Annotated in this window: 19 protein-coding genes; 7 read left to right on the top strand and 12 right to left on the bottom strand. The window is 55.5% G+C overall.

All coding sequences use genetic code 11. The annotated features are described in order from the left end of the window. Positions 1-11 precede the first annotated feature (11 nt). The 6 genes from IM290_RS04845 to syd form a co-directional block, all read right to left on the bottom strand. A complete protein-coding gene (locus IM290_RS04845; RefSeq protein WP_045333289.1) occupies positions 12-1,352 on the bottom strand; it encodes an enolase C-terminal domain-like protein in 1,341 nt (446 codons plus the stop codon). Continuing rightward, positions 1,352-2,707, bottom strand: coding sequence for a galactarate/glucarate/glycerate transporter GudP (gene gudP, locus IM290_RS04840; protein WP_003862734.1), 1,356 nt, complete (start codon positions 2,705-2,707; stop codon positions 1,352-1,354). Before gudP ends, IM290_RS04845 begins: the two co-directional genes overlap by 1 nt. Before the next feature lie 308 nt (positions 2,708-3,015). Then, positions 3,016-3,465: a flavodoxin gene (locus IM290_RS04835; RefSeq protein WP_015571732.1), complete on the bottom strand. Its 450-nt coding sequence runs from the start codon at positions 3,463-3,465 to the stop codon at positions 3,016-3,018. 15 nt (positions 3,466-3,480) lie between these two features. After that, entirely contained in the window at positions 3,481-4,266 is a 786-nt protein-coding gene (gene truC, locus IM290_RS04830; protein WP_015571733.1) for a tRNA pseudouridine(65) synthase TruC, read from the bottom strand. Then, positions 4,263-4,592 (bottom strand): YqcC family protein, encoded by a 330-nt coding sequence (locus IM290_RS04825; protein ID WP_017382834.1) that lies wholly within the window; start codon positions 4,590-4,592, stop codon positions 4,263-4,265. The genes truC and IM290_RS04825 overlap by 4 nt, the downstream gene beginning before the upstream one ends. A 632-nt stretch (positions 4,593-5,224) precedes the next feature. After that, entirely contained in the window at positions 5,225-5,770 is a 546-nt protein-coding gene (syd, locus tag IM290_RS04820) for a SecY-interacting protein (protein WP_032669304.1), read from the bottom strand. Between the two features lie 69 nt (positions 5,771-5,839). Here syd and queF point away from each other — a divergent pair, with 69 nt between their 5' ends. From queF to xni, 5 genes are all read left to right on the top strand, one after another. Further along, entirely contained in the window at positions 5,840-6,682 is an 843-nt protein-coding gene (gene queF, locus IM290_RS04815; RefSeq protein WP_032669303.1) for an NADPH-dependent 7-cyano-7-deazaguanine reductase QueF, read from the top strand. A 116-nt stretch (positions 6,683-6,798) separates the two neighbouring features. Next, entirely contained in the window at positions 6,799-8,163 is a 1,365-nt protein-coding gene (gene ppnN / locus IM290_RS04810) for a nucleotide 5'-monophosphate nucleosidase PpnN (protein ID WP_003862748.1), read from the top strand. 504 nt (positions 8,164-8,667) lie between these two features. Continuing rightward, a complete protein-coding gene (locus IM290_RS04805) occupies positions 8,668-9,957 on the top strand; it encodes an HAAAP family serine/threonine permease (protein ID WP_003862749.1) in 1,290 nt (429 codons plus the stop codon). Between the two features lie 62 nt (positions 9,958-10,019). Then, complete coding sequence (locus tag IM290_RS04800) at positions 10,020-11,387, top strand: L-serine ammonia-lyase (RefSeq protein WP_015571736.1); 1,368 nt, start codon at positions 10,020-10,022, stop codon at positions 11,385-11,387. A 112-nt stretch (positions 11,388-11,499) separates the two neighbouring features. Beyond that, positions 11,500-12,255 carry a flap endonuclease Xni gene (xni, locus tag IM290_RS04795; protein ID WP_023295348.1) on the top strand — a complete coding sequence of 252 codons (756 nt, stop codon included), beginning with the start codon at positions 11,500-11,502 and terminating at the stop codon, positions 12,253-12,255. A 98-nt stretch (positions 12,256-12,353) separates the two neighbouring features. Here xni and rlmM read toward each other — a convergent pair whose 3' ends face one another. The 4 genes from rlmM to IM290_RS04775 form a co-directional block, all read right to left on the bottom strand. After that, positions 12,354-13,454: a 23S rRNA (cytidine(2498)-2'-O)-methyltransferase RlmM gene (gene rlmM / locus IM290_RS04790; RefSeq protein ID WP_003862754.1), complete on the bottom strand. Its 1,101-nt coding sequence runs from the start codon at positions 13,452-13,454 to the stop codon at positions 12,354-12,356. After that, positions 13,447-13,842 carry a DUF423 domain-containing protein gene (locus IM290_RS04785; protein WP_003862756.1) on the bottom strand — a complete coding sequence of 132 codons (396 nt, stop codon included), beginning with the start codon at positions 13,840-13,842 and terminating at the stop codon, positions 13,447-13,449. Before IM290_RS04785 ends, rlmM begins: the two co-directional genes overlap by 8 nt. Before the next feature lie 39 nt (positions 13,843-13,881). Continuing rightward, the gene (gene gcvA, locus IM290_RS04780; protein ID WP_003862758.1) at positions 13,882-14,799 is read right to left on the bottom strand and encodes a glycine cleavage system transcriptional regulator GcvA; all 918 of its coding nucleotides are present in this window, start codon (positions 14,797-14,799) and stop codon (positions 13,882-13,884) included. A gap of 351 nt (positions 14,800-15,150) precedes the next feature. Further along, a complete protein-coding gene (locus IM290_RS04775; protein ID WP_015571738.1) occupies positions 15,151-15,378 on the bottom strand; it encodes a YgdI/YgdR family lipoprotein in 228 nt (75 codons plus the stop codon). 191 nt (positions 15,379-15,569) lie between these two features. Between IM290_RS04775 and csdA the strand changes: the two genes are divergently transcribed. Further along, complete coding sequence (csdA, locus tag IM290_RS04770; protein ID WP_193042449.1) at positions 15,570-16,775, top strand: cysteine desulfurase CsdA; 1,206 nt, start codon at positions 15,570-15,572, stop codon at positions 16,773-16,775. Then, positions 16,775-17,221, top strand: coding sequence for a cysteine desulfurase sulfur acceptor subunit CsdE (csdE, locus tag IM290_RS04765; RefSeq protein WP_193042450.1), 447 nt, complete (start codon positions 16,775-16,777; stop codon positions 17,219-17,221). The genes csdA and csdE overlap by 1 nt, the downstream gene beginning before the upstream one ends. Here the strand turns inward: csdE and tcdA are convergent. After that, positions 17,212-18,018, bottom strand: coding sequence for a tRNA cyclic N6-threonylcarbamoyladenosine(37) synthase TcdA (gene tcdA / locus IM290_RS04760; RefSeq protein ID WP_193042451.1), 807 nt, complete (start codon positions 18,016-18,018; stop codon positions 17,212-17,214). The genes csdE and tcdA overlap by 10 nt on opposite strands. A gap of 75 nt (positions 18,019-18,093) precedes the next feature. Further along, positions 18,094-19,191: a murein transglycosylase A gene (mltA, locus tag IM290_RS04755; RefSeq protein WP_193042452.1), complete on the bottom strand. Its 1,098-nt coding sequence runs from the start codon at positions 19,189-19,191 to the stop codon at positions 18,094-18,096. Positions 19,192-19,414: the final 223 nt, after the last annotated feature.

Raw genomic sequence — 19,414 nt, 5'->3', positions numbered from 1 at the left:
CGATCCTTTTATCAGTGACGTCCAAATACAGGGCGCTTACGGTCAAATGTCCAGCCGGGGATAAGGTACTGCATCGGGCCTGCGTCGTTGCGCGCGCCGCCCGGCAGTTTTTTATACGCTTCATGCGCCTTGTGGATCTGATCCCAGTCAAGCTCCACGCCCAGCCCCGGCGCATCCGGTACGGCAATTGTGCCATTTTTGATTTCAAGTGGATTTTTGGTCAGGCGCGCTTCGCCTTCCTGCCAGATCCAGTGCGTATCGATGGCGGTCGGGTTGCCCGGCGCCGCCGCGCCAACGTGGGTAAACATCGCCAGCGAAATGTCGAAATGGTTATTGGAGTGGCAGCCCCAGGTGAGCCCCCAGTCATCGCACAGCTGCGCCACGCGCACCGCGCCGGAAAGGGTCCAGAAGTGCGGGTCCGCCAGCGGTATGTCCACCGCATTCAGCATCACCGCATGGCCCATTTCACGCCAGTTGGTGGCGATCATGTTGGTCGCAACCGGCAGCCCGGTAGCGCGGCGGAATTCGGCCATCACCTCGCGGCCAGAAAATCCCTGCTCGGCGCCGCACGGATCTTCCGCGTAGGTCAGCACGTCGCCCAGCCCTTTGCACAGCGCGATAGCTTCATCCAGCAGCCAGGCGCCGTTCGGATCGACGGTGATGCGTGCCTCCGGGAAGCGTTTTTTCAACGCGCGCACGCTGTCAATCTCCTGCTCGCCGGGCAGAACGCCGCCTTTCAGCTTGAAGTCTTTGAAGCCGTAGCGATCCTGCGCCGCCTCTGCAAGGCGTACCACCGCCTCGCCAGAGAGCGCCTCCTGATGACGCAGGTGATACCACTCGTGGCTGCCCGGCGAGCGTTCCAGATACGGCAGATCGGTTTTCGTCCGGTCGCCAACGTAGAACAGATAGCCCAGCACCGTTACCGCATTACGCTGTTTGCCTGGCCCCAGCAGTTCGCAGACCGGCACGTTCAGCGCCTTGCCCAGTAAATCGAGGAGAGCCGCCTCCAGCGCCGCCACCGCGTTAACGCGCAGTTCAAACGTCCAGGCGCCTTTGCCGAAGGTATCAAAATCCGCCGACTGGTTACCCTTATGCACCCGCTGAACCACCTTGTTCAGGCGGGCGACCTCCTGCCCAACCACCTGCGGGATGGCGTCGACCAGCGTCTGGTAAATCACCTCTCCGCCAGGCGCTTCCCCGACGCCGGTATTCCCTGCGCTGTCGGTCAGCACCACAATGTTGCGGGTGAACCAGGCGTTATGCGCGCCACCAATGTTGAGCAGCATGCTGTCCTGCCCCGCCACCGGAATGACCTTCATCTCCGTCACGATCGGGCTTGATTGCGTTGTCATCATCCGCGCTCCCCAACAGGTTTCAGTTCGATTCGTTTGATGTCACCCACCAGCACCAGATAACTGAGTACCGCCACCAGCGCATGGACGCCTACATAAATCAGCGCGCCGTTGAAGGAGCCAGTGGTGCCGACGATGTAACCGATAGCGATTGGGGTGACAATGCCGGAAATGTTGCCAAACATGTTGAACAGACCGCCGCTCAGGCCGCTGATCTCTTTCGGCGCGGTATCTGCCATCACCGCCCAGCCCAGTGCGCCAATGCCTTTACCGAAGAAGGCCATCGCCATAAAGCCGATAATCATCCACTCCGCGCTGACGTAGTTACAGAACACCATGGTCATGGAGAGCAGCATGCCGAGCACGATTGGCGTTTTACGCGCAATATTCAGCGAACCGGTACGACGCATCAGCCAGTCGGAGATGACCCCGCCAAGCACCCCACCCACGAAGCCGCAGATGGCCGGCACGGAGGCGACAAACCCCGCCTTCAGAATCGACATCCCGCGCGCCTGCACCAGGTAAACCGGGAACCAGGTGATAAAGAAGTAGGTTAAGGCGTTAATGCAGTACTGGCCGAGATAGATACCGATCATCATTCGTGAGCCGACGAGCTGTTTGATCTGCCCCCATTTCTGGCTGAACGGAACTTTAGCTTTCTGGGTTTTCTGATCCATGTTGATCAGCGCCCCACCTTCAGCAATGTAGTCCAGCTCTTTCTTGTTCACGCCCGGATGCTGGTTTGGTTCGTGGATCACTTTCAGCCAGATGAAGCTGATGACGATCCCCAGCCCGCCCATGAAGAAGAAGACGTGCGACCAGCCCACTTCGTGCGTCAGCCAGCCCATGATTGGCGCGAAAATAACCGTCGCAAAGTATTGCGCCGAGTTAAAGATGGCTACCGCCGTTCCCCTCTCCTGCGCCGGGAACCAGGCGGCCACAATACGGCTGTTGCCAGGGAACGATGGCGCTTCCGCTAAGCCCACCAGGAAGCGGAGGGTAAAGAGCGCAATGATAATGCCGAAGCCGCTGAAGATATCCACGAAGCCCTGTAACAGGGTAAACATCGACCAGATGAAAATGGACCAGAAATAGACCCGTTTTGAACCAAAGCGGTCCAGCAGCCAGCCGCCAGGGATTTGGCCGATTACGTAGGCCCATGAAAATGCGGAGAAAACATAACCCATACCCACCGGATCAAGTCCGATGTCCTTTGCCATCTCAGAGCCGGCAATGGATAACGTGGCACGGTCGCCGTAGTTGAAAGAGGTGACGATAAACAGCATCACCACTATCCAGTAGCGGGCGTTGGTGCGCTTCTCAGCGCTGCTCGCCGCGTGGCTTAATGTACTCATTGTTGCACTCCTGAAACATAGCTTTCGCCTGGTTCATTCTGTACAGCACCTGTAGGGTAATCAGAATGAGAGATTTGTGTTTGGTTTTGGTACGGCCAGAAGCCGTTTTATAGTGACGGGAAAAGTATATGAAGGAGTGCCTCTTCACCTCACCGTGCAAAAACACAGTATTGAAGGGCGTGAGGGAGGTTGTTTAGGGCATAAGCCCAGAGGAGTGGAAGGTGGTTCACGGAAATGGCGTTTGGGGCGGGGTGTAATGCCGGGTGGCGGCTACGCCTGACCCGGCCTGGCATTGGTATAGCGCAGGGTTATTTAAGCAGCGTTGCCCAGTGCTCGACCCACGGGTTTGACTCGCTTTCTGGCTCAGGGTGTTCACCCGCATCAATCAGCAACATCTCTCCGACGCGCTGAGCGCTCTGTTCCTGCAACAGCGCGTCGAACTGTTTACCGCCGCCGCAGAAATTAGCGTAAGAGCTATCGCCGAGGGCGATGATGCCATAGTGAACATCTGGCTGATAGCCGAGCTGGTCTTTAATGCCCTGGAAAAGCGGGACGATGCTGTCCGGCAGATCGCCCTGCCCGGTGGTGGAGGTCACCACCAGGATGTATTTATCTTTATACTTTTCCCAGTCCGCCAGCTCCGGATCTTCATAGACCGTTGCTTTATGGCCCTGGTTTACAAGGATTGCTTCCGCTTCCTCCGCCACCAGCAGCGAGTTGCCGTACATCGTGCCGACAAAAATGCCTACTTCAGCCATGCTTTGCTCCCGTAATTATTGCGCTTGCTGTTCATCCTGAACGTTGCCTGCGGCAAACTCAACCCTTTCATTTTCGGGGAGTTGTCCCAGCCAGCCAAACTGTGACAGCGCCTGCATCCAGACCTCGTCCAGCCCTGCGCGAATAGTCAGCGGTTCGCCGGTAAACGGGTGCGTCAGGCGTAGCTCGCTGGCGTGCAGCATCAGCCGGTTACAGCCAAAGTGCTCGGCCGCGCTGCGGTTCTGGCGCAGATCGCCGTGCTTGCTGTCGCCGATAATCGGGTGGCGCAGATGTGCAAGGTGGCGGCGAAGCTGGTGCTTGCGCCCGGTTTTGGGCAAAAGCTCAACCAGACTGTATCGCGTGGTCGGAAATTTGCTGGTCGCCACCGGCAGTTCTGTGGTCGCCATACCGCGATAGTCGGTCACCGCAGGCTGCGGGCCTTTATCTTCGCGGGCAAATTTATCGGCAATTTTATCCAATTCCTCCACCAGCGGATAATCAAGCGTGGCGGAATCCGTCAGCCAGCCACGCACGATGGCGTGGTAGCGCTTTTGCATCTGGTGCTGCTCAAACTGCTGCGAAAGCAGTCGACCCGCCTCACTGGAAAGCCCCATCAGCAGAACGCCAGAGGTTGGCCGATCCAGACGATGAGCAGTAAAGACGTGCTGACCGATCTGATCGCGCACGGTTTGCATGACCACGACTTTCTCATCGCGATCGAGCCAGCTACGGTGCACCAGCCAGCCGGACGGTTTATTCACCGCCACTAACCACTCATCCTGATAAAGGATCTCAAGCGTCATGCATCGTCACCGGCGAAAAGCGCATCGAGCTTTTCCAGCTCCACCAGCATCATGGCACGCGCCGGGTGGGTCGCTTCCAGCGCCATTTCGTAATAGGGAGAGACGGCAAAAGACGCGGGCAACGCGTGACCACCTTCAAGTAGCGCGTGCATACGCGGAATTAAGACCCACTGGAGCCACTCGAACGGGGCCAGCGTATCCAGACAAAACGGTTGGGTGCTGGCGAACGCGTCTGGCTGCGGCGCGTTATCCTGCCACAGCTGATGCTGGCGCATAAGGGCTTCGATGGCGTGCAACTGCGCACGAACGTTGTCATGATGCGACATATATACCTCAACTGAAAAACGGAATGGCGCGAAGCATAGCATTGCGGACGACAGAAATAAAAAAAGGGAGCACTGTAAAAACAGTGCTCCCGGTTCGTTTCGCAGCATTCCAGCTACAATACGTGCTCCCTGCTCATCCGTGACAACTTTTCCTGATGCCCGAAGGCCTGGTCATCCCTTTACCTTTTGCTTCCTGCTCACATCGTCCTGATGTGTAGGTTTCATCCTGAAACGTCCTGGCCATCCTGACCCACCGACCATCCTGACCGGCTCTCGTTCTCCTTCCTGGAGGTGTCCCTTACGCATCCTGCGTGATCCACTTTGCTTCATCCTGAAGCCTTCCTGCGGCGTCATCCTGACGTGTCCCTGGTAAGAAACGCCATCATCCTGATGTTCGTTTCTCGTGTCGGCATCCTGTCGACACAGATAGATTCCGCTATTCTGCTTCGTCTTACAACCCACCTTGTAAGCAATGTAAGCCAGGCGAAACGGGGGATTCCCTTTCAGAAAACCACTAACCTGTTGAAAGAAAAGTTAATATTAATCTGAAATTCCTAAGGCAACGCTAACTGTTTCGGCGATGTCTCACAGAGCGTGTAAGAGATCTCTCACACGTCCAGTAGCATCATGGATTACAGAAGCGGCTCAATTTGGGTAAGAAAATCCGCAAGTGAAGGCGCGAGAACGTCGCGATTGCGGGTGCCGAGCGTCTCTTTGATGACCTCACCAGACAGGTTGCAGACAGAAATGACGTCCAGTTCACTGTCGAGCGTCGCAATAAAAAGAGTCGGAGAGAGCTTAAGGCGTTTTTGCGTGACCAGGTGACCAATGAGGTTTTCCTGAACGCGTTGCAGATCGTCTTCGCTCCAGGTTTGCAGCAGCGTCAACGGCTGTCCTGCAAAACATGCAGTCATATCCCCGGCAAACTGCGTGGTATAAAATGCATGAAGCGCAGGTTGTATCACAATGTCCATCGCGCGTTCAACCGCATTTACATTCTGCTCGCCCGTGAACGGTTTCGGTTGCCAGATAACGTAATCATCCTGCGAAGCGATAATGCACGGTGACGGCACGCCATATAAGTCAGTACTTTGCGGCCACGTCCCCCGCTTTTCATGCCAGGCATCGCAATAGCGGGTCGTGAAGGACGTCAGGGCATTTGCAGTTTCGATATCCACCGATTTCTCTCTTCTTGTAAGACAGGATAAACTCAGCCCATAAGTGTACCTGTAAAGTGGCTATGAAACATGTCTTACGAAAATCATCAGGCGTTAACGGGCTTAACGCTGGGTAAATCGACCGATTACCGCGACACCTACGATGCAAGCCTGTTGCAGGGCGTGCCGCGCAGTCTGAACCGCGATCCGCTCGGGCTGCACGCTGACGCGCTGCCGTTTGTCGGCGGCGACATCTGGACGCTGTACGAACTCTCCTGGCTGAATGCGCGCGGTCTGCCGCAGGTGGCCGTGGGCCACGTCGAGCTGGATTACGCCAGCGTAAACCTGGTCGAATCCAAGAGCTTTAAGCTCTATCTCAACAGCTTTAACCAGACCAAATTCAACAGCTGGGACGAGGTACAACAGACGCTTGAACGTGATTTAAGCGCGTGCGCGCAGGGCAACGTAACCGTCTCGTTATACCGTCTGCATGAGCTGGAAGGACAGCCCATTGCCCATTTCCACGGCACCTGCATCGACGATCAGGACATTGAGGTGGAAAGCTATGAATTTAGCACCGACTACCTGGAAAACGCGGCGGGCGGAAAAGTGGTCAGCGAGACGCTGGTCAGCCATCTGCTGAAATCCAACTGCCTTATCACCCATCAGCCGGACTGGGGCTCGGTACAGATCCAGTACCGCGGCCCGCAGATTGACCGTGAAAAGCTGCTGCGTTACCTGGTGTCATTCCGTCATCACAACGAATTTCACGAGCAGTGCGTGGAGCGCATCTTCAACGACATCCAGCGTTTCTGCCAGCCCGAAAAGCTGAGCGTTTATGCCCGCTACACCCGTCGAGGCGGTTTGGATATCAATCCGTGGCGCACCAATACCGATTTTGTGCCTGCCACCGGACGGCTGGTGCGCCAGTAAGATAAATATTTTCACAATATGCGGGCGGTATTCCGCCCGAAGTGTTGTGAAACGTCATAAGCCAGGGCTATTGTAATCAACAGGGAAAGACGATAATCGTCCCATAAGGAGCTCACTTGATTACACATATTAGCCCGCTTGGCTCTATGGATATGTTGTCGCAGCTGGAAGTGGACATGCTTAAACGCACCGCCAGTAGCGACCTTTATCAACTGTTTCGTAACTGTTCACTTGCCGTACTGAACTCCGGAAGCCTGACCGACAACAGTAAAGAGCTGCTGTCCCGCTTCGAAAGTTTTGATATCAACGTGCTGCGCCGCGAGCGCGGGGTGAAGCTGGAAGTGATCAACCCGCCGGAAGACGCTTTTGTCGACGGGCGTATTATTCGCTCACTTCAGGCCAACCTGTTTGCCGTGCTGCGCGACATTCTGTTTGTTAACGGACAGATCAGCAACGCCGGACGTTTCCAGCATCTTGACCTGGAAAGTTCCGTTCATATCACTAACCTGGTCTTCTCCATTCTGCGTAACGCCCGCGCCCTGCACGTGGGCGAAGCGCCGAACATGGTCGTCTGCTGGGGTGGTCACTCTATTAACGAAACCGAATACCTGTATGCCCGCCGCGTGGGGACGCAGCTCGGCCTGCGCGAACTGAATATCTGTACCGGTTGCGGTCCTGGCGCGATGGAAGCACCAATGAAAGGCGCGGCAGTAGGTCACGCGCAGCAACGCTATAAAGAAGGCCGTTTTATCGGCATGACCGAGCCGTCGATCATCGCCGCTGAGCCGCCTAACCCGCTGGTTAACGAACTGATTATTATGCCGGATATCGAAAAACGTCTTGAGGCGTTTGTCCGTATCGCGCACGGCATTATTATCTTCCCGGGCGGCGTAGGTACGGCGGAAGAGCTGCTTTATCTGCTCGGGATCCTGATGAACCCGGCCAACAAAGATCAGGTTCTGCCGCTGATCCTGACCGGCCCGAAAGAGAGCGCCGACTACTTCCGCGTGCTGGACGAGTTTATCGTGCATACGCTGGGCGAAGACGCGCGCCGTCACTACCGCATTATTATTGACGATGCCGCAGAAGTGGCCCGTCAGATGAAAAAAGCAATGCCGCTGGTGAAAGAGAATCGTCGTGATACCGGGGATGCCTACAGCTTTAACTGGTCCATCCGTATCGCACCGGATCTTCAGATTCCCTTCGAGCCGTCGCATGAGAACATGGCGAACCTCAAACTCTATCCGGATCAGCCGGTGGAAGTGCTGGCTGCCGACCTGCGTCGCGCCTTCTCTGGCATCGTGGCGGGGAACGTGAAAGAGGTGGGGATACGCGCAATTGAAGAGTTTGGCCCGTATAAGATCCACGGTGATCCGGAGATGATGCGCCGCATGGATGATATGTTGCAGGGCTTTGTCGCTCAGCACCGCATGAAGCTTCCAGGCTCTGCCTATATTCCGTGTTACGAAATCATCAAGTAAAGCGACATTCCTCTCCTCTCAAGCCGGATCGTCATCCGGCTTTTTTATTCGTGTTGCAATTCATAGCGATCTTCAATGTTATTAACAAATCTGACGCCTGCGCAAACGATTACCTCGTTTTTGAAACCGTAAATAATCAGTCTTAATCGAAATTACCCGCCAGAAAATCCTAAAATCCCATTTCTTTACAGCGAAAGACACCTATCTCGCGGGTCGACCTTTTCGAAAACATGTCGTTAATGGTAGCCTTCGCGCCCGTAAATTCTCTTTGATGTTTTTTTAACAGATAAATGGTCTAAAGATACCCACATCACAAGTGGATTATTGCATTTGGGATCGCGATCACTGATAGATTCATAACTAGAATGTATCTTTCCGCCCGCCAATAGTTACGGGCAAAAATTATTAAAAAACCGTCACTGAACGAATTTCATATTACCGTCAGGCGCTTTTTCATCGGATTTGACTAAAAACCTGACAATTTGCTTCCTCCAGGAGATACAGATGGAAACCACTCAAACCAGCACCGTTGCTTCGATTGAATCCCGAAGCGGTTGGCGCAAAACGGATACCATGTGGATGCTTGGCCTGTACGGCACAGCAATCGGCGCTGGTGTACTGTTCCTTCCTATCAACGCAGGTGTCGGCGGTATGATCCCGCTGATCATCATGGCCCTCATTGCCTTCCCGATGACCTTCTTTGCGCACCGAGGCCTGACCCGCTTCGTGCTGTCCGGTAAAAACCCGGGCGAAGACATCACTGAAGTCGTCGAAGAACACTTCGGCGTCGGCGCAGGTAAGCTGATTACCCTGCTCTACTTCTTCGCGATTTACCCGATTCTGCTGGTGTACAGCGTTGCTATCACCAACACCGTAGAAAGCTTTATGATGCACCAGCTTCAGATGACCCCGCCGCCGCGTGCGATTCTGTCCCTGATCCTGATCGTCGGTATGATGACCATCGTGCGCTTCGGCGAGCAGATGATTGTGAAAGCGATGAGCGTGCTGGTGTTCCCGTTTGTTGCGGCTCTGATGGTGCTGGCTCTGTACCTGATCCCACAGTGGAACGGCGCTGCGCTGGAAACCCTGTCTCTGAGCAGCGCATCCACGACCGGCAACGGTCTGCTGCTGACCCTGTGGCTGGCGATCCCGGTGATGGTGTTCTCCTTCAACCACTCGCCAATCATCTCTTCCTTCGCAGTAGCGAAGCGTGAAGAGTACGGCAATGGCGCAGAGAAGAAGTGCTCCAGCATCCTGGCTCGCGCGCACATCATGATGGTACTGACCGTAATGTTCTTCGTGTTCAGCTGCGTGCTGAGCCTCTCCCCGGCGGATCTGGCGGCGGCGAAAGAGCAGAACATCTCTATTCTGTCTTACCTGGCAAACCACTTTAACGCACCGCTGATTGCGTGGATGGCGCCGATCATCGCAATTATCGCCATCACCAAATCCTTCCTGGGCCACTACCTGGGCGCACGTGAAGGCTTCAACGGCATGGTGATTAAATCTCTGCGTGGTAAAGGCAAGACCATTGAAATCAACCGTCTGAACAAAATCACTGCGCTGTTCATGCTGGTGACCACCTGGGCGGTAGCCACCCTGAACCCAAGCATTCTGGGCATGATTGAAACCCTGGGCGGCCCGATTATCGCGATGATCCTGTTCCTGATGCCGATGTACGCGATTCAGAAAGTGCCTGCGATGCGTAAATACAGCGGCCATATCAGCAACGTGTTCGTTGTTGTGATGGGCCTGATTGCCATCTCCGCTATTTTCTACTCGCTGTTCAGCTAATACCTCCTGCGCCGTCTGCGGACGGCGCACTTCTCCCCTCTGACTGAAGCAATGGACGCATCATGATTAGCGTATTCGATATCTTCAAAATCGGTATTGGTCCTTCCAGCTCTCACACCGTCGGACCAATGAAAGCCGGTAAACAATTCACGGATGACTTGATTGCACGCGGCATTTTGCACGACATCACCCGCGTGGTTGTCGATGTATATGGTTCCCTTTCCCTGACCGGTAAAGGCCACCATACCGATATTGCCATTATCATGGGGCTGGCGGGTAATCTGCCGGATACCGTTGATATTGATGCAATACCTGGCTTTATCCAGGACGTGAACACCCACGGTCGTTTGCTGCTGGCGAACGGCGAGCATGAGGTTGAATTCCCGGTTGATCACTGCATGAATTTCCATGCGGATAACCTGTCGCTGCACGAAAACGGCATGCGCATTACCGCGCTGGCCGGCGACAAAGCGGTTTACAGCCAGACGTATTACTCCATCGGCGGCGGGTTTATCGTCGACGAGGACCATTTTGGTCAAAGCACCAATTCTGCCGTTGATGTGCCGTACCCTTACAAAAACGCGGCCGACTTACAGCGTCACTGCCAGGAGACAGGGCTTTCTCTCTCCGGCCTGATGATGAAAAACGAGCTGGCCCTGCACAGCAAAGAGGAGCTGGAACAGCACTTCGCTAACGTCTGGGAAGTGATGCGCAGCGGCATTGAGCGCGGGATCACCACCGAAGGCGTGCTGCCGGGTAAACTGCGTGTTCCGCGTCGTGCGGCTGCGCTGCGCCGCATGCTGGTCAGCACCGACAAAACCACCACCGACCCGATGGCCGTCGTCGACTGGATCAACATGTTCGCGCTGGCGGTGAACGAAGAGAACGCCGCGGGTGGCCGCGTCGTCACCGCGCCAACCAACGGGGCGTGCGGAATTGTTCCGGCGGTTCTGGCGTATTACGACAAGTTTATCCGTGAAGTGAATGCAAACTCACTCGCGCGGTATATGCTGGTCGCCAGTGCGATTGGCTCACTGTACAAGATGAACGCCTCGATTTCCGGCGCGGAAGTGGGCTGTCAGGGTGAAGTGGGCGTCGCCTGCTCTATGGCGGCGGCGGGTCTGGCCGAACTACTGGGCGCAAGTCCTGCGCAGGTTTGTATTGCGGCGGAAATCGGCATGGAACATAACCTGGGGCTGACCTGCGATCCGGTCGGCGGACAGGTCCAGGTGCCATGCATCGAGCGTAACGCCATCGCCTCTGTGAAAGCGGTGAACGCGGCCCGTATGGCGCTGCGTCGTACCAGCGAACCGCGCGTCTGCCTCGACAAGGTTATCGAAACCATGTACGAAACCGGTAAAGATATGAACGCCAAATACCGCGAAACCTCCCGCGGTGGCCTGGCGATGAAGATCGTCACCTGCGATTAAGCCTCTCAGGAAGCCTCGTTTTGCGAGGCTTCTTCCTGTTTTCCCCACCATTCATAGTTTCATGCTGCGCTCAGTGTTACCCTTCACCCATTAGACAGAAGGGAGATTATCTGTGGCCGTTCATTTGCTTATCGTCGATGCACTTAACCTGATTCGCCGTATTCATGCGGTACAGGGCACCCCCTGCAAGGACACCTGTTTACACGCGCTGGAGCAGCTCATTCGCCATAGCGAACCCACCCACGCTGTTGCCGTATTCGACGATGAAGCACGCAATACCGGCTGGCGGCACCAGCGCCTGCCGGACTACAAAGCCGGACGTGCGCCGATGCCGGACGATCTGCACGCAGAAATGCCCGCTATCCGCGCGGCCTTTGAGCAGCGCGGCGTTCCGTGCTGGGGCGCCCACGGTAATGAGGCTGACGATTTAGCCGCAACGCTGGCGGTTAAAGTCGCGAGCGCCGGGCATCAGGCAACTATCGTTTCAACCGACAAAGGCTACTGCCAGCTGCTCTCACCAACGATCCGCATCCGGGACTACTTTCAAAAACGCTGGCTGGACGCGCCATTCATTGCCAGCGAGTTTGGCGTATCGCCTGAGCAACTGCCGGATTACTGGGGGCTGGCGGGGATCAGCAGCTCTAAAGTGCCGGGTGTCGCCGGTATTGGACCCAAAAGCGCCGCACAGCTGCTGACGGAGTTTCAGAGTCTGGAAGGAATTTACGCCAGGCTTGATGAAGTGCCGGAAAAATGGCGCAAAAAGCTGGAGGCGCATAAAGAGATGGCGTTTATCTGCCGGGAGGTGGCGACGCTACAGACGGATTTACAGCTGGACGGGAATTTACAGCAGTTAAGGTTAGAACGTTGATGCCCCTCACCCCGGCCCTCTCCCCAAAGGGGCGAGGGGGAAAAGACCGCACGGAGCAGTCCCCTCTCCCCTTTGGGGAGAGGGTTAGGGTGAGGGGACTATCGCTCGTCGCGACGCCCACCCACGGCCGCCCACCAGCGACGGATATGGACCGTCACTTCTTCGCGGTCGTGATAAAGCTGGCGCGCCTGGATTTCCGCGTTAATCCCGTGTTCGTCCAGCTGCTGCTGAATATAAGCCAGGTTCTGCGACACCTCTTCGTAGCGCTTTTTCATCGGCAGCTTGAGGTTGAAAATCGTCTCACGACACCAGCCGTTCACCAGCCAGGAGGCCATCAGCGCCGCGACTTTCGCCGGTTTTTCTACCATGTCGCACACCATCCAGGAGATGTTGTTGCGGTTCGGGCGATAGCGGAAGCCGTCCTCACGCAGCCAGGTGACCTGCCCGGTATCCATCAGGCTTTGCGCCATCGGGCCGTTATCCACAGACGAAACCCACATATTGCGTTTCACCAGCTGATAGGTCCAGCCGCCCGGGCACGCGCCAAGGTCGACGGCATACATGCCGTTTGCCAGACGTTCGTCCCACTCGTCCGCCGGGATAAAGACGTGAAACGCCTCTTCCAGCTTCAGGGTTGAACGGCTCGGCGCGTCTGCCGGGAAGCGCAGACGCGGGATCCCCATAAAGAACGGCGAATTATTGGTGGTATACGAGTAGCCGGCGTAGCAACATCCTGGCGCAATAAAGAAGATATGCACGACCGGGCGCTTTGGCGTTTCGTAGTTTGTCAGCACACCCGCATCACGCAGCGCCGCGCGCAGCGGCACGGTGAACTTACGGCAGAACTTCATCAGCTCTTTGCTTTCGTTGGTGTCGGCCACTTCCACGCGCAAATCGCCGCCCTTCTCCACCACGCCCTGCAACAGGCCAACAATCGGCGTGATGCGATCTTCCGGCGGAAGATCTTTCAGCAGTTCGCCCGCGACAAACATCTGACGGGCGAAAATCAATGAGCTGAACGGCAGTTCGCGCGCCAGCTTGTCGGCATCATCAGGCTGATAGCATTCAAATACCACATAGCCCGCGTTCTCTTTGACGCGAGCGAATCCGAAGACTTCACGCTTCGCCGCTTTATCGGTGATTTCCGCGGCGCACTCTTTCTCAAACCCCGGGCGACAATATAAAACAACCTTATTCATGAACAACGCCCTTGCGTTTCAGACGGATAGCTCCGATAAACATTAACACCCAACCCGCCAGGAAGCTGACGCCGCCGACAGGTGTAACAAACGCCCACAGGCGTAAATGCGACAGCGCCAGACAGTAAAGACTGCCGCTGAACAGTACGGTACCCAGCGCCAGAAAGACGCTGCTCCAGTAAAACCAGATGCTGATGCGGCGCTGCATCGCCACCGCCAGCCCAAAAATTGCCAGCGTGTGGAACGCCTGATATTCAAGGCCGGTCTGGATCCAACCCATCTCCACAACGCCCAGAGATTTGCTTAAGACATGCGCGCCAAACGCGCCCAGAGCTACAAAAATAAAGCCACTCACCGCGGCGAAAATCAGCATGAATCGGCTGGTCATGTTTAAGTCCTGAATTGATGCGTGCCCGACACACAAACGTTATTGTTCATACCTGAAGCGGAATTTTTCTTGCTCGCTTGCCGCTTTCGCCAGTATCCACTGCCGGAAAGCGGCTATTTTACCCAGTTCTGCCTGACTGTCATGACAAACCAGATAAAATGCATTCTTGCTGACCAGTACATCGTTAAATGGGCAAACCAGACGGCCTGCCTCAATTTCGGACTGCGCCATAACGTTGTTTGCCAACGCCACGCCCTGCCCGTGAATGGCAGCCTGTAGCACCATCGCGCTGTGGCTAAAAATGGGCCCCTGCTGCACGTTTATATGATTAAGACCTAACTGGCGGGTATAAGTTTGCCAGTCGCGACGCGAAGCATCGTGCAAAAGCGTATGTTGCGCCAGATCGGCGGGCGTTTTGAGCGCTTTATCCCCCGTCAGCAGCAGCGGTGAACAGACCGGCAACAGATATTCTGCGTATAATTTTTCCACACGCAAGCCCGGCCAGTTACCTCGACCGTAAAAAATCGCTACGTCCACATCATCTGCCAGCTTGTCTTCCTGACGGTCCACCGCCTGGATTCGGACATCGATTCCCGGATAAGTTGAGTTAAAGCTTGAGAGTCGCGGCACCAGCCACTGAATGGCAAAACTGGGCAATAAACTCACAGTCAGAGCGCCTTTTGCGCTCCGGGCCTGAAGCTTGCGAGTGGCTTCCGTCAGCTGGGAAAAAATCTCTTTAATATCCTGAAAATAGCTCTGCCCCTCTTCGGTCAACAGCAACGAACGGTTGCGTCGACGGAACAGCTTAAGCCCCAGAAAATCCTCCAGAGACTTGATTTGATGACTTACTGCGGCCTGTGTCACAAAAAGCTCATCGGCTGCGCGGGTGAAGCTGAGGTGGCGTGCTGCTGCATCAAAAACACGTAATGCATTTAGGGGTGGCAATCGCTTGGACATGGTTATCTGGCTTAGATGTTAACGAGATTTAACATATAGGAAACAACGTTTAACCTATTAGTTTTTTTTATCTGAGCCATTATAATTTGTCCGTTGAGGAACTACCAGCAAATACCTATAGTGGCGGCACTTCCTGAGCCGGAACGAAAAGCTTTTTTTGGAATGCGTGTTCTGAAGGGCTTTTGGCTTACGGTTGTGATGTTGTGTTGTTGTGTTTGCAATTGGTCTGCGATTCAGACCACGGTAGCAACGCTACCAATTTTTCACTTCCTGTACATTTACCCTGTCTGTCCATAGTGATTAATGTAGCACCGCCAACTTGCGGTGCTTTTTTTTTCGCTTATCTAACTGTTAATGCTCGATTTCCTTCATCTCTTTCACATCACTGCGGTTGATCTGCTGTTTGTTCCCGTTAGCATCTTTGTATGAAATCATCCCGGTATCATTATCGGTTGTCGGTTTCCCTTCAGAGACGATAGATCGACCATCGTTGGTATGCATTACGTAGTTATTACCAGAACAGGCGCTCAGGGCAAAGGTCAACGCACAGGCAGAAATGATTGCAGCTGTCTTTTTCATGATTATCTCCTTTAGCAATTAATGCTATTCAAACCTCGATTTATAACAGGCTAAAACATCCGCCTAACACTATTTAGCATAACCTGCTTTTTCAGACTCGCCAGGATAAGCAGACAAATCTGATAGATATCAACTTCCTTGCCCTGCCGATGAATTTGCGCGACGATCGTAGAATCGATATGAGGAATTCCATGAACGCTTTCAGTCCTGCGCAGTTTCGCGCACAGTTTCCTGCGCTGGCCGATGCCGGCATTTATCTTGATAGCGCCGCCACGGCCCTTAAACCGCAGGCGGTGATTGAGGCAACCCGCCAGTTTTACAGCCTGAGCGCCGGGAACGTGCACCGCAGCCAGTATGCCGACGCGCAGCGCTTAACGGCGCAATACGAAGCCGCACGGGATCAGGTCGCGCGCCTGATCAATGCTGACAGCGGTAAGAACATCGTCTGGACGCGGGGCACCACCGAGGCCATTAACATGGTGGCGCAATGTTACGCGCGTCCGCTGTTGCAGCCCGGGGATGAGATCATCGTCAGCGAGGCGGAACACCACGCCAACCTGGTACCCTGGCTGATGGTGGCCGAACAAACCGGGGCACAGGTTGTAAAGCTCCCGTTGGGTGCGGACTTCCTGCCTGACGTGGCGCGTCTGCCTGAGCTGATTACGCCGCGCAGCCGTATTCTGGCGCTGGGGCAGATGTCCAACGTCACCGGCGGCTGCCCGGATCTGGCGCGTGCCATTGAGATTGCCCATGCCAGCGGCGTGGTGGTGATGGTCGACGGTGCGCAGGGTGTGGTGCATTTTCCGGCTGACGTTCAGGCGCTGGATATCGACTTCTATGCCTTCTCAGGACACAAATTGTACGGGCCAACCGGTATCGGCGCGCTGTACGGCAAAGCTGAACTGCTGGCCCGGATGACGCCGTGGCTCGGCGGCGGCAAGATGATTACCGAAGTCACCTTCGACGGTTTTAAAACGCAGGATGTACCCTACCGCCTGGAAGCCGGTACCCCAAACGTGGGCGGGGTTATCGGTCTGAGCGCAGCGCTCGAATGGCTGGCAGAAACGGACGTGGTTCAGGCTGAAAGCTGGAGCCGGGGTCTGGCGACGCTGGCGGAAGAAGAACTGAAAAAACGTCCGGGTTTTCGCTCGTTCCGCGTCCAGGACTCCAGCCTGCTCGCCTTTGATTTCGCGGGCGTGCACCATAGCGACATGGTGACGTTGCTTGCCGGATATGGCATTGCCATGCGTGCCGGACAGCACTGCGCCCAGCCGCTGCTGGCGGCTATTGGCGTGAGCGGTACCCTGCGCGCCTCGTTTGCACCGTACAATACAAAAAGCGACGTCGATGCGCTGGTTTCCGCCGTCGACCGCGCCCTGGAATTACTGGTGGATTAATGACAAGTTCAGCTTTAGCCGGACACCCGTTCGGCACCGTTATTACTGAAGAGACGTTAAAACAGACCTTCGTCCCGCTCACGCAGTGGGAAGATAAATATCGTCAGCTGATCCTGCTGGGCAAACAGTTGCCCACGCTGTCAGACGAGCTGAAATCACAGGCGAAGGAGATCGCAGGCTGCGAGAACCGCGTCTGGCTTGGGTTTAGCGTATCCGGTGAGAAACTGCATTTCTTCGGCGACAGCGAGGGACGCATTGTTCGCGGTCTGCTGGCGGTGCTGTTGACCGCAATCGAAGGGAAAAGCGCCGCAGAGCTGCTGGCGCATTCTCCGCTGGCGCTGTTTGATGAGCTGGGACTTCGCGCGCAGCTTAGCGCCTCACGCGGTCAGGGACTGATTGCGCTAAACGACGCGGTGCTGGATGCCGCCCGTCAGACTCAGGTCTGACGTTCCGCCTTCGCCATCATCTTCTTCAGGGCGTGAGAGACCGCCACAAAGCCGAAGGTGGCGGTCACCATGGTGGCCGCTCCAAACCCTGAGGCACAATCCATCCGCTTTGGCCCTTCCGCCGTGCTTTTCATTGCACAGACCGAACCATCCGCCTGCGGATAAACCAGCGCTTCTGTCGAGAACACACAGTCCACGCCCAGCTTGCCTTTGCTATTTTTCACCACGTTGAAGTCGCTTTTTAAGCGCTCGCGCAGCTTAGCGGCCAGCGGATCCTGAATGGTCTTCGCCAGATCCGCCACCTGGATCTGCGTCGGATCAATTTGTCCACCCGCGCCGCCCGTTGTCACCAGCGGCACCTTGTAACGACGACAGTAAGCGATCAGCGCCGCTTTTGGCCGCACGCTGTCGATGGCATCAATCACATAGCTGTAGCCTTTGCTCATGTACTCCGCGACGTTATCTGCCGTCACAAAGTCGTCGATCACCGTCACCCTACACTCCGGGTTGATGAGACGAATACGCTCCGCCATCACCTCGGACTTCGCCAGACCGACGTTATCACGCAGGGCGTGGATCTGACGGTTAGTGTTAGTGACGCAGACGTCATCCATATCAATCAACGTAATTGCGCCAATGCCGGTTCTCGCCAGCGCTTCTGCCGCCCACGAACCCACACCACCAATGCCCACCACGCAGACATGCGCATCCGCGAACAGTTGCAGGGCTTTTTCACCATATAACCGTGCCGTGCCGCCGAAACGCTGGCGCCAGGCATCGCTGATTACCACAGACATAAAACCTCAGATGTAAAAAGGGTGAGGTATTCCTCACCCTGAACCGTAATCCGTCTTGCCCTCAGAATACCACAATCAGCCGCTGAATACGTTTCCGGTACCTGGCGCTGCCTTCAGCACCCACACGCGTCCGTAGTGGTTATACCAGCCTGCACGATGGCCGGCATCCGGGCCGATGCCCTGATAAATGTCGAAGTGCTGGCCTTTGATCGCCCCACCCACGTCCAGCGCCACCATCAGGCGTAATTCATACTTGCCGTTGAATTTGCCGTTGTTGTCGAGGAGTGGAACTTCCGCCAGCAGCGTAGTACCTGCCGGGATAATCGAACGATCCGATGCCACAGAAGCGCGGCCAATCAGCGGGACGGCGCTCGCCCCTTTCACCGGCGCAAAGTTCTGCGGTTTGAAGAAGACAAACGATGGGTTCTGCTCAAGCAGTTCACGCACTTCCGCTTCGCTGTGTTTTTCGCCCCACTCGCGGATCGCCTGCATCGACATATCTTCTCGTTTCACTTCGCCACGGTCGATGAGCACCTTACCGATGCTGCGATAGGCATGGCCATTTTTCCCGGCGTAGCTAAAGAAGTTCAGCGGCGAGCCGTCGCCAAAATCAATATAGCCGCTGCCCTGCACGTCCATAATGAAGTTGTCCATCAGCGAGTTGCTGTAGGCCAGCACGTAATTTTCGCTCAGCGCGCCAGCGTAGATCTCGGCGCGGGACGGCAGACGACCGCGTTTCGGCGGCATACGGTAAATGGGATACTGGAACTCGCCCTGGCGTGTGTGGCGCGCCTGGACAACCGGAGTGTAGTAACCGGTAAACTGGACGTTACCGTAGTTATCCGCCCCCTCCATCTGCCAGGCATCGATACCAAACTGGCGCATATTGCGGGTATCACCGCCTGCACGCAGCCAGTCCTGCACGGCGCTATAGACATTGTTCTGCGAACCGTATAAACGCGGAGAAGCAGTGCGGATCTGGTAAACCTGCTCGGAGAAGTCTCCGGCATTGATCGGAGCGCCCACGGCGTCTGGCTGGTTAACTAAAGAGAAAGGCTGGGATAACTTCCCGTCTTTATACTGTTGACCGCGATCGGTCGGTTTGGAAGAGCAGGCCGCAAGAATCGCCACCATTGCGCCTGTCATCAGATGCTTCGCCCAACGTCCTTTCATTATATCTCGTCTTTTAGTTGCCCAATTCCGCGAGATGAAGATAACAAACCCATCGTGTTAATGAAATGCAATCGCCTTCCCTTTGGCAAATTCTGCACAAAAAATAGTCCAAAGTGGCTTTTGCCGTTCATTTTGCATACAAAATAATGAATTATGTGAAAAAGGGGTTGCATCACAAACCTATCCGAGTATAGTGCGCTTCCACGGACGCGGGGTGGAGCAG

This window comes from Enterobacter cloacae complex sp. S1 (assembly GCF_014930525.1).
Classification (GTDB): domain Bacteria; phylum Pseudomonadota; class Gammaproteobacteria; order Enterobacterales; family Enterobacteriaceae; genus Enterobacter; species Enterobacter hormaechei_C.
This window is presented reverse-complemented; position numbering and strand designations above follow the sequence as displayed.